General features: G+C 44.6%; 3 protein-coding genes. All 3 read right to left on the bottom strand.

The window, feature by feature from the left end; all coding sequences use genetic code 11:
- Positions 1–83: 83 nt before the first annotated feature.
- The 3 genes from ACHA8N_RS17145 to ACHA8N_RS17135 all read right to left on the bottom strand — a co-directional run bounded on the left by ACHA8N_RS17145 (position 84) and on the right by ACHA8N_RS17135 (position 12095).
- Positions 84–1478 (bottom strand): sensor histidine kinase, encoded by a 1395-nt coding sequence (locus ACHA8N_RS17145; protein ID WP_393966439.1) that lies wholly within the window; start codon positions 1476–1478, stop codon positions 84–86.
- Positions 1475–2146, bottom strand: a complete 672-nt coding sequence (locus ACHA8N_RS17140) for a response regulator transcription factor (RefSeq protein WP_393966438.1) — start codon at positions 2144–2146, stop codon at positions 1475–1477. Before ACHA8N_RS17140 ends, ACHA8N_RS17145 begins: the two co-directional genes overlap by 4 nt.
- A gap of 247 nt (positions 2147–2393) precedes the next feature.
- Positions 2394–12095, bottom strand: coding sequence for an SdrD B-like domain-containing protein (locus ACHA8N_RS17135; RefSeq protein ID WP_393966437.1), 9702 nt, complete (start codon positions 12093–12095; stop codon positions 2394–2396).
- Positions 12096–12327: the final 232 nt, after the last annotated feature.

Raw genomic sequence — 12327 nt, 5'->3', positions numbered from 1 at the left:
TCCTTGCTTGATTATCAGATTACAGGGGAATTGTTTCGTAAATCCGACCCAAATGTTTCATAAATGTATCTTTTTGTAAGCGATTACAAAGAAGCGATCTGATTCGCTAAACGAAAACGAAGCTGAATCCGTGTCCCTGTCTCATCACTCTCGATTAGGAAATCACCGGCTTGCTCCCGCATCAGTTGACGGCACAGCAACAGACCAAATCCGTTCCCATTTGCGGTCTGTAACGTCTGTGCACCTGTCGTGAATTCTTCGAGAACGAGCGGATCAACACCGATGCCGTCATCTTCAATCCGTAAACACATCTGCTTTTCTTCACTGACGGCTGAAATCGTCAGCACCATGGCATCACTATATTTGACGGCATTCTCGAGAACATTCAACAGCACCTGTTTCGTTTGATTCGGTTGACCAAGGACGAAGACATGCGGGAGATCGGTCTGTACGGTAACCCCGTGCTGATCGAGACGAAGCTGCATGATGAACAGTGTGTCACGAACAAGTTCATCTAAAGAAAACATGGCAAATCCCGCTTGGACCTCCAGTCGTTTTTGTTTCGTCTGTTCTAAATTATTTGACACGAGACGCAACAGACGCCGGCTTTCGCGTTCAATGTAGTGATAACACCGTGCGGCTTCCTCGGCTTCGAGCTTCGGAATCAACTCGACGTACCCCATGATGGCTGCCATCGGTGTCCGCAACTCGTGTGTGATGTGATCGATAAACGTTTGTTGCTCCCCGCGTTCCTGCTCCAGCTGACGGATATTATGCTGGACGGCGTCGGCGAGTGCCGTGAAATCCCCTGCCAGCCTCGTTAATTCCTCATAGGGATAGTCCGGCAACCGATTGGCATACTGTCCTTGCGTCAACGCGTGGGACACTTTTCGTAAATCCTCAATCGGTTCGATGATGCTGCGCGACATACGTCGTGCCGTCATAACGGCAACGATCAGAAGAAGCACGAAAACCGTCGCGAACACATAGGTCAGTTGCCGGAGCAACTCGCTTTCCGCCTTGAGATCGACTAAAAAACGAATCGAGCCGATGACGGTCTCTCCTTCATACACCGGGCTCGAAAAAAACAGGACCGGTGACGCTGTTTCCTTTAAAAACAAGTAACTGCTTTTTCCTAGTACGGCCTGATCGATGTCACTCGCGAGAAGAGGCAACTGGTCGCGCTCCGAATCGGCCAACAACTCGGCCTGCGGTCCGAACAGCTGGATCCGGGCATCAAACCGGGTCGCTAAGTAGGAGGCGACGGGTACCGCCGTCTCGGCAAACGAATCACCCGGTTCGTTTGCTTGGTATGCCATCGTATAGAGTTGCGCTTCCCGACTCAATTTTTTCGTCGAATCGACGGCATTGGCGTATAAGCTGGATTGAACGAACCCATAGATAATCAAAAATAAGACGAGTAACGCCGGAACGAGCAGGAGGACAAAATTTTCGGTAATGACGGTCCGCAGCTTCATGCGTCAATCCACTTATAGCCTGCGCCGTACACTGTCTTCAGACGGTCGCCTTGCCGTCCTAATTTTTTCCGCAAACGCTGCACCATGATGTCGACGGCACGGGTTTGGCCTGAAAAATCAAACCCCCAGACTTGTTCGAGTAACTCCTCGCGCTCAAACACTCGGTTCGGATGTTCAAGGAATAATACGAGCAAGGCATATTCCCGGTGTGTCAACGGTAAAGGGATGCCTTCAAGGGAAATCGTCCGGGCGTTTGCATCAATCATCAAAAAAGGATCCTCGACGAGTACGGGTGCCGGTCTGCTCTGCACGACGCGTTTCAATAGATTTTTGACGCGCAGGACAAGTTCCGTTCCGTTAAACGGTTTCGTCATATAATCGTCTGCCCCGAGCTGCAAACCGATAATCTTATCGTTCATCTGATCGCGCGCGGTCAGCATCAAAATCGGTAACTCCGGATGCACGGCCCGCAGTTGCGGAATCAGGTCAAATCCCGTCGTATCCGGCAACATCAAATCGAGGATCACGAGGTCAAAAGGATGTTCCGTCTGTAACTGTAAGGCTTCCTTTCCATCCTGCGCCGTCTTCACGGTATACTGCTCGATTTCAAGTTGTAACCGGACGAGGTTGCGGATGCTTTCCTCATCATCGATAACTAAAATGTTCATGACATCCCCTTCTTTCTGCGTACTATATCGTTTCTTAGCTTAGCATGGGATCGCTTTCTTTTAAATTTGAACGTATGTGTCCTGTCTTCCATCGCTCAGTTGGAATTAACAAAGCAGGTGATTTCAAATCCTTTTTTGACAAAACAAACAGGAGACGGATGTAAAATCCGCCTCCCATTTGTTCAGATTAGAAAAATCATCTGTAATCGTTTTTAAATCGTACCTTCATCCATTTTTTTCGATTGAATCATTTTACTTCTTTCGCTTTTCGATTGCGATACATCAGCAATCCACCTAAAAGAATCAAAATAACTCCAATCCATTGCCATGGAAGTGGTGGAGCTTCACCTGACTGCGGTAATCCACCGTTGCCGTTTGTTTTATCCGACTGTCCTGAATTTCCATTGGTAGTATCAGGAGATGAAGGGGTGTTATCTGTTTTTGGATCATCTGGCGAAGTGTACCCTTCGTCGAGTTCATCTGTAATTGGTTTGCCTGTATTCGGATCGATCGGTGTATCCGTGTCCGGTTTGACTGGAATGACACCTCCATCGTCAGGATCAGGCGTTACAGGTGGATTCTCTTTGTCAGGATAGAGTCCTGCCCAGATGTCTAAATTGTCCTGATTTTCTCGGATCGTGATTGTTACGGTTGTTCCATCCGGTTTGGTATCTGACCCAACTTTCGGATCAACATTTGGCTTTGTAAAGACATAACCATCCGGCAATTCAAACTCGACTTGATAGTCACCCGGCTGTAACCCATCAAACAGGTAATTCCCTTTTGAATCCGTCAGAATGGTTTCGACCTTTACTCGTTTCCCGTTCAAGTAGCGATATAGGGTCACTTCGACATTCTTCATGACCGGTTCGCCTTCGTCATATAGACCATTTTTATTTAGGTCGAGCCAAACTCGTTTTCCGATACTGCCAAGGAATTTAGGTTTTAACTGAAGACCTGCATCGATTGATAGATCAGTCGAAACGGTATCTCCTTTTTTACCTAATGTTACTGTTTTCGAAAGTCCTTCTTGATTGATATTTGAATCTTTCGTTTCATCTTCTCCTGTGAATGGAGAGACGATGTCATACTTTTTCATATCATATTTCACTTGCACGATATATTTCCCTTCAGGTAAACCTGTGAAGAGATACTTACCAGATGCATCTGTTTTTGTTTCGAACAAGAGAATTTTTCCGGTCTCATCAAACAAGAAGACCGTTACTCCTGCAAGTGGTAGATCTGCTGGTGACTGGACAGCATTCTCATCCACGTCAACCCACACGCGATCACCAATACTACCGAATGATTTCCCGTTTCCAGTGCCATCAGGAACAAATCCGGCATCAATCGTCATGGGTTGGTCACCACTCATCAGCGTGATGTTCGGTGTCTCCCCTTTAGAGTTAACGTCTGAATCCGTCTCTTCCGGACCACGGTTAGGTTGCGTGAATTGGAAGCCGTCTTTTTCTTCGAAGACGAGTCGGTATTCACCTGGTACAAGTTGATCAAAACGATAGTTTCCATTCGCATCTGTCACAAGAGTCTTAATGAGATCGGTACCACGATAGAGAGAAACCTTAACGTTTGCAAGCCCTTGTTCCCCTTTATCTTGTATCCCATTTTTATTGAGATCAATAAATACGCGATCTCCAATCGATGCCAGTGCATAATATCCACCATCTGCATCTTCACGTATCTGTCCCACTTCAAGCGAAAGTTTCTCCATCAAACCAGACGAGTTAACGTTTGAATCCTTTGTCGTATCTCCTACTTGAAGAAGTGTTTGAACCAATCCTTTTGGTGTTTCTACCTTCACTTGATATTCCCCTGCCGGAAGATGCTCAAAGCGATAGTTACCGTTCATATCGGTTAGAACCGGTAACACCGTTGAACCGTCCGCCCGTTTCACTTCTTTTCCATTCTTGTCCAGAAGCTCGACTCGTACGTTTGAGATTCCTTTTTCACTGTCGTCTTGCTTACCATTTGCATTCGCATCCAGCCAGATCCGGTCTCCCAGTGCGCCAGCCAGATAACCGGCATCGATATTACGAACAGCAGCGCCGCTTGGAAGATAAATGAGTGTAGATTGTCCCTTTCCAAGATTACTCGAGGACGGTTCGAAATCAGAGTCTCGTTGATCATCATTCCCCCGGTCGCGATCTTCAGTTAAGCGATACGATGGATGATTGATTTCTACTCGATAACTCATACCAGGCATTAAACCGCTAAAGAGGTATGAACCATCTTTTCCTGTTTCCTGTGTTTGGATCGGTGTTGTCGACGTTCCAATAAAGAGTTGAACTACTGCATTCGGAAGAAGGAACTCGGACTGTTGTCGCACACCATCTCGGTTGAGATCTATCCATGCAAGTCCGCCGATGCTTGCTAGCGAATAGAATCCAATATCATGATTTGGTGAGTCCGTACCAGCACCAACTGCGAATGTCTCTGTCGTATAGGTTCCATTGACGAGCACCGCATCCGAATCCCGGGCATCTTCACCGATATTCGGTCGTGTCACGAGATATCCTTTCGTATCCGGGAAACGGACTTCATAGTTGCCTGTTGGTAACTCGGTAAAACGATATGTTCCATCAGATTCAGTTGTTTTCGATCCAACTTTTGTACCATCTCGATAAAGTTCGACCGTTACATTCGCAAGACGTGGATCTGAAACCTCGCGAACACCGTCTGCATTTTGGTCCACCGTCGCTATTCCTGAGACGGTCGAACCGATGAACGCAGCATCAATATTTTGTTTCGTTTCGGCAGATTGTAGTCTTACGTTCACTTGACTGGTAAACGTATTGGTTTGTGGAATAAAGTCTGCATTTCTGGTCGTATCGACAATAGTGACATCTTGATACGCTAAGAAGTCATCACGTGACGTCTTAAGCGTATAGTCACCCGGGAACAAGTCCATAAATGTATAACGGCCGTCTGCTCCTACTTTAACAGGCAGAACATCTTTTCCATTAACATCTTTCACTGCATTTCCGGCTGCATCAACCAGTACGACAGTCGTATCCTGAAGGAGACGTTCTCCACTTTGTCTTGTTCCGTCTTTCGGGAAACCGTCTAGCCAAATAACACCTGTGACAGAAGCAGGGCGGAACAATCCTGCATCTAGATGAAGATTTGTCGACTTCTCTAAATCATCCACCTGAAGGAGGACTGAATCTGTCACTCCGCCTGATACATTTGAGTCTAAATCATTGGCACCGATGAAACGTTTTGTTTCGAAATAGCCTGTTGTATCAACTGTGACACGGTACTCACCATTCGATAAATGTCGGAACACATACTTTCCGTTCGCATCGGTCTGTTGTTCTGAAACTTTTTTGAACACACCATTTTCCTTTTGTTCCAGCGTAACAAGTCGATTCGCAATACCAGGTTCATTAACATCTTGAACACCATCGTAATCCAGATCTTCAAAAACAAAGTCTCCGATTGTGCCGCTGAGTACGCCGGCATCAATCGTCAAGTCACTCGCATTTTCACCAAGTCTTACTGTGACTTGACCTACTAACGGATCAGAAGAAGGTACGACGTCTGAATCTTTCGTATCATCTTCTCCTGCATTTCGTGTTGTGAAGCGGTACTCACTCGGCAGCATAAATTCTAGCTTGTAGTCACCACCAGGTAAGTTCTCAAACAAATATTGACCGTTCTCATTTGTTTTCGTCGTAAGCGTCGAAACCACGGTTCCTGTATCCGCGATTTCTATCAGTTTGACGGTCACATTCGGTACACCTACTTCACCCGCGTCTTGGATGCCATTTCGGTTATCGTCAAAGAAGACAAGGTCTCCGATACCTTTTAATTCTTTCAAGAGACCTGCATCGATGTCGAGTCGATCCGTTTTAGAATCAAAATTGAATTCGAGCGTCTGTCCCGTCGAACGTCCGATATCAGAATCCAGAGCATCATCCGTTCCTTGATCACGTCGTGTAAAGAAATTGAATCCTTCCGGTTTGACGACTTCAATCACATAATTGCCTGTTCCGAGAGGACGTGTCCCGTTATTCATACGGTCAAAGAAATATTTCCCATCCATGTCTGTTTTTGTCTCTTGAACGACAAGTCCATTTTGCAGTAAACGAACAACGACATTCGGAATTGCCTTGTCTTTAATGGACTGTTGCCCGTCCGCATCGATATCCTCAAAGACAAAATCACCAATTTTACTTGAGAGGAATCCAGCGTCTAACTGCTTATCGACATTTAACTCGTTTGAGCGTATCGTAAATAAATTTGACTGTCCGTAATTCCCGACTGCTAAATCGAAATCAGAGTTTTTTGTCGCATCCCCTTGCTGGAACTGTGTTGGTTGATAGAGACCCGGTAAAAATTTCACATAATAATCGTCAGGTAATACGTCCTCGAAACGATAGATTCCAGCAGCATCTGTTGTCGTCGTTAAGAGTTTTGTTCCAGCCGCGTTGTAAAGTTCTACGATCATTCCTGAAAGAAGCGGCTCTGAACTATCACGAATCCCATCTCGATTTTGATCGAACCACGTCCGACCGATGAAAGAGGATAAGGTGACGAGACCAGCATCAATCGTCTGATTTTTGAATCCTTGTCCCGTATTCACATTGCCCTTTGTAAAGGAGACGTCGACTGATTTTGTTGTAGGATCAAAGTCAGAATCGGTCTGATCATCACCTATATTTTTTTTCGTTAAAATTTTTCCAGATGGAAGGGTCAAGACGACACGGTAATCACCGTATGGCAGGTAGCTTCCGTCTGCTGTTTGAGTAAAACGATATGCTCCATTTTGATCTGTTTTCGTTGTTGCAATTTGCGTACTGCCGGAGAAGAGTGTCAACGTAACATTTTCGATTGGTTCTTCTCCTGCGTCTTGGACACCATCCCCGTTACGGTCCTCGAAGACATAATCTCCGATTTCAATTCCATATAAACCTGCATCCAGCGTCAAATCATCGGTTTCCGGCTGAATAGTAAACGGAGCGGTTTGTCCCAAAGCATTGATATTTGAGTCTTTTTCGTCAGACGTCTCCCCGGTCTTGGTCGCAATGGCCTTGGCTGCGTCTAAGTCGAAGACGACTCGGTAGTTCGAACCAGGAATGACGTTCTTAAAGGTGTACTTCCCTGATGAATCCGTCACGACTGATGGATACTCCGAATTCGATTGGTACGTTCCGTTAATTTCTTGCTGGAGTGTCACTTTGATTCCAGCAATCCCTTTCTCTGATCCATCTTGAATACCATCTCGATTCGCATCGAACCAAACGTAATCTCCAATTGTCACACCTTTAAAGAGTCCAGCATCAATCGTTTCATCAATCGCTCCTGCTGCTAACGAAAACGGAGCAGTCGTGCCGACAGTCCCTACCTTAAAGTCAACGTTTGAGTCTTTTGTTTCATTTCCTCCAGCTGCCTTTTTCGTAAATCCAGCGTAGTCAGAGCCGCCAGAAAGCGTAAAGCGGATTGTGTAACTTCCACCCACTAACGGTTTAGCCGTAATCCCTGATCCTTCTTGACTAAATCGATATAAACCATTTTCGTCTGTCGTTTCGGTTGCGACAACTGTTCCGCCGCGTAACAACTCAACCTTGATGCCTGAAATGCCTACTTCTTCTCCACCATCTTGAATACCATTTCCGTTCTTATCATAGAAGACGAAGTCTCCCAACTCTCCGCCTAATACACCGAGGTCAAGGTCCGTCTTATCTTGATCGACGACTAAATCAAATAGTGCCGTATTACCGTCTGAATCCGAATCGGAGTCTCGTGTCTCGTCATTTCCCGCATCCTTCACTGTTGCGATGACTTTAGAGAATCCTAAATCGAAAACAACTCGGTAATCTTGCCCGGGTATGACATCTTTAAATGTATATTTTCCGGATGCATCAGTCGTTACCGTGCCTGTTCCCGGAACTGAAACATAACCTGCCCCATCTTTTTGTTGCAGGACGACTTTCATCCCTGCAAAAGGAGCTTCTCCAGCATCCTGAATACCATTTTTATTTGCATCGAACCATACATAGTCTCCAACGGACGCGCCTTTAAAAAGTCCAGCGTCAACCGTCAAATTCTCTTCCCCGGCATTCAACTTATAGTTTCCTGTCGTTGCAGTTGATGCTTTTGTAAAAGTGACATCGGAATCCGTCTCGTCACTCCCTTTATTTCCACGTGTGAATCCAAGATACGTATCGTCCTTCGTGAAACGAACCGTATAATTTCCGGCAATCAACGGTCTGGATTTTCCATTAACTTCTTCCGCCGTGAATCGGTATTTTCCATTTACATCTGTTGTTTGCTCCGCCACTTTATTACCATCACGTAACAACTCAACTTTGATGCCTGAAATGCCTACTTCTTCACCACCATCTTGAGTACCATTTCCGTTTTTATCATAGAAGACGAAGTCTCCGAGATTGACACCAATCAAACCCGCATCGACCTCATCTTGGTCTTTGCCGTTGATGATGATACCCGATACAAGACCTGCCTCGGATGCGTCTGAATCAGTGTCTACAGCTAACGGACTATCTTTAGACTGAGTCGTAAACTTCAGTCCGTCCGGTTGTTCGAATTCGATATCATACGTTCCGTTCGGTAAATTTCCGAATCGATATGTCCCTCCGTTATTCGTCAATGTGTTCGCAATGGTTGCACCGTCTTTCTTCAAAATAACCTTGACGCCGTCTATCCCCGGCTCTCCTGCATTTTTCATGCCATCTCGGTTCTGATCAAAGAAGACCGTATCTCCAAGCGAGTACTTTCCTACTTCATTTCCCTGTACTTTCAATGCTACTTTCAAAGGCGTGTTCCAAGCAGCTGCTTTCTCACGACCTGAAGCAAGTACGACCGCTTCGTTTACGTGGAATGCATTGTAAGCGTACTGCCCAACTGTTGCTTCTTTGTCCGCAACACCATTAAAAGCAACCTGAATTTTCTCGCCTGGTTCAAGCATGACTGGTGTCGTGAAGACAATCCGGAAAGCGACGACGTCTGTAAATGGTGTCGGTTTTGTTGTCGTCCAGTCTCCACTTCCATCCGCTTTTGGCGCAGTCGTCGTATATTCAATCGAGAAAGGGGATGTAATCTCTTTCCCGTTCAATTGTGGTGTACCGATATCAAGCAAAGTAAAATCAAATTCTGAATTACGTTCTGCACCACTGATAATATCTTTATCACCGATTGTCGGTAACGTGTCCATGAGGACGGAAATCTTTTCACGGACTGTCCCGTTGTTCTCCATCAATAACGTATATGCAGCTTTACCACCTGCCGTCGTCGTTCCAGAATCTGCAGCAGCACCTTCTTTACCGTCGCCTTTGATGAAATTAGAATCCAATTCACCTTTGACGGATTTCGCCGTCTCAAATAATTGATACTCATCTAAAAGGTAGTAGCTGTTTTCTGCCTGAACGAACTCCTCAGCTCCACCTGCACTGTAATCTTTACCTTTTTCCAAACCTAACGATCCTTTTTCTCCTTTATAGATAGGTGATTCATTGGTCGTGAAAAGAGCTTGGTTCGTGATTTTCCCGCCACGAGCCAGAGCCACATCGTATTTGACGTTACCGATGATTCGCTCACCCGGAAGAAGCGTCTCTGAAAATGTATAACGGACGGAACGAAGAGTTCCATCATAAGCAATGGTCGGAGTCGCTGAAACTGTTTGTCCGCCAACACGTTCAATCTTAAATGTTGGTGAATAGGCGGCATTATAAAGCAACTGCGCGGGTAGAACATCGATGATGATCGGTTTTTTCATCTCATCGCCTCGCTCGATTCCCGACCCTTTAACCGATTCATTTGTCGCCGTTAAGATATACGAAGCAGAACTGTTCGTGTATTTTCCTGTCGGGAGTGACGCCTTGACGATTTTTTCGCCGTCAGGATTTTCTTTCTTTTCAATACTGACAATCGGAACATTCGTTTTAAATGAAATACTGTCTCGGATCAAACGATCGTCTGACTTTCCATCCTTATCGAAATCCGTTGTATCGGTGATGTTTCTTGCATTCCCACAGTTACTTGCTGAAAATTCTTGTTCTGATGCTGCAAGCGTTCCGGCATACGCGAAGTTCGCTTGTTGGACTTGTGCTTCATCATCCACAGTCGCCTTGAGTGTAATGATGATTTCTTCGTCTTTTTTCAGTGGATTTTCAGACACATCAAAGACGAGTGACTTCGTTCCTGTCGGTTCAATTGGACTTGCCGACTGACCCGGGAATATGACTCGTGCACTTCCGGCAACATATGACATATTATTTGGTAAACCATCGATGATGACAGGTTCTGCGAAATTTGATTCAACCTCTGTCACATTTTTCAAAGAAAGTTTGAATTCGAGTTCATCTCCTTTTTGAATGTTTGACTCTGTAGAGATCAATTCTTTTTTCAGACAAAGTAATGTTTTTGTTCCGCCAACATTGATGTTGCCATCAAAAATAATGGTAAAACCGTCTTCGTCAGGCACTCCTCCGCCTGTCACGACTTTCGTATCCTTCCCTAGTTTGTACGAGAGATACGCTTTGTTTGTCACGCTTTTTTCTGTTGTGTCTGCTTTTAGATTCATCCGGATTTTTGGGAAAGTGGTCGCTTTAAATCCGGGAGATACTTGTCCGTAGACATACTGGATTGTCTTGATATTCGAACGATCCGCCTCTGGAATCTGAAGCGTAGTCGATGTTTCGGATGAAAGATTATCCGCTAATGTTTTTGTTTCTCCATCTTTTAACGTATAGATGATTTTGTATGGATGGTTGGGTACATCCAAATTCGTATAAGCACCTGTCACGACTGCTGCAGGAGTCATGTCTGACGGGACTTCATCCGTTAATGTAAAATCGATTAATTTCGCTTTTCGTGAAGGTCCTTCGATTGCAATCGGACTAAATTCCCACGTCACATTTCCCCCAGGCTGCACTTCTGCAGTATCTGCTGGTGAAACGTCCGTTTGAGCAATTTTTTTAACTTCCAATAAGGACACTTCTCCGCCATTTTTGACGGTATCTTTTGCATTGGCGGTCGATAGTTTTGTTGCGTCGTCATACAGATTGGCAATGTTCGTCACTTCTGCATTTTCAAACTGCGCAAGTGGATAATTCAAAACGATCGTACGTTTTGAAGAAGTTATGTCTTTTTCTCTCCCTTCCACTATTTTGGGCAACGTCCACTTGATTTTTCCATCTTTATACTCAAAGTCTGCGGCAGTTGTATTTTGGTTATTGATGATTTCCGTATTTCCGATTTTTTTGACGATTGCACCACTTGGGATGAGATCTTCTAAAATCGGTTTTTCGAGTGCACTGCTTCCTTTAGAACGAACGACGGATAGTTGATACGTCACGTCCTCATCGCCAGCAACTGTAGTTCCGCCTGCTGGGTCAATTCTTGATTTAAGGACATTCCACTCCGAAGGATCAATGAATTTTGTTTGGGTCATACGCACATCGATTTTCTCTGAAATATCTGTTGGTGCACCATTTTTTGTATCTGCAATATTCATCGAAACTTGATTTTTTGCGATTGTCTGATCAATACTTGTTTCTTTAAACTTGGCATAGACCTTTAAATCAAACGTCTTTCCGGCTAAATCCTTTTGGTCGATTAAATCAAATTGAATATTATTTCCAGAGATTGTGGCTGATCCAACACTCGTTTTCGTTCCTTTCACGTCAACCTTTGGGATGAACGTATCCGTAATGTCAAGATTCGCATCCACTACATCTTGAATTTGAACGAAGCCGCTGTTTGCAGTTTGAGCAGCGACCGTCACTTTCAAGGTATAGATGACCGTGTCGTCGGGTCCTGCTTCATTCAGTGAAACTTCATGTTTGACTGAAACACCTTCACCTGCGGCAAATACTCTCACTTCTAATAACACATTAAGTAAAAAAGAACTGATTAACGTAAATAAGAGTAACACCGAAACAAAACGCTTGTTCAAATCGAACGCCATTTGAATCCTCCTTTGGAATAAAAGTAGACAAAAAGAAAAATATTACATTTACTAATTATAGAATATTTGTCTACAAAACGAAATGTTTTAAATGTCAGTATTTTATATATTTATTTAATTCTAGTTCTATACTATTTTTCCCGCCCTCTTTTTGAAAGATTCCCCCCTCAAAAAAAAGACAGCTTTTTCAAAAAACTGTTTTAACGCCTAGCTATGTTGTTTTCATTATTTA

Origin of the sequence: Exiguobacterium sp. S22-S28, from assembly GCF_043359615.1 — a bacterium.
GTDB lineage: Bacteria > Bacillota > Bacilli > Exiguobacteriales > Exiguobacteriaceae > Exiguobacterium_A.
Note: the sequence above shows the minus strand (reverse complement) of the source record. Positions and strands in the feature narration are given on the sequence as shown.

Bases quoted from the DNA above. Each gene is read 5' to 3' on its own strand.
- ACHA8N_RS17140 (WP_393966438.1), bottom strand. From the start codon at position 2,146: ATGAACATTTTAGTTATCGATGATGAGGAAAGCATCCGCAACCTCGTC.
- ACHA8N_RS17135 (WP_393966437.1), bottom strand. From the start codon at position 12,095: ATGGCGTTCGATTTGAACAAGCGTTTTGTTTCGGTGTTACTCTTATTT.
- ACHA8N_RS17145 (WP_393966439.1), bottom strand. From the start codon at position 1,478: ATGAAGCTGCGGACCGTCATTACCGAAAATTTTGTCCTCCTGCTCGTT.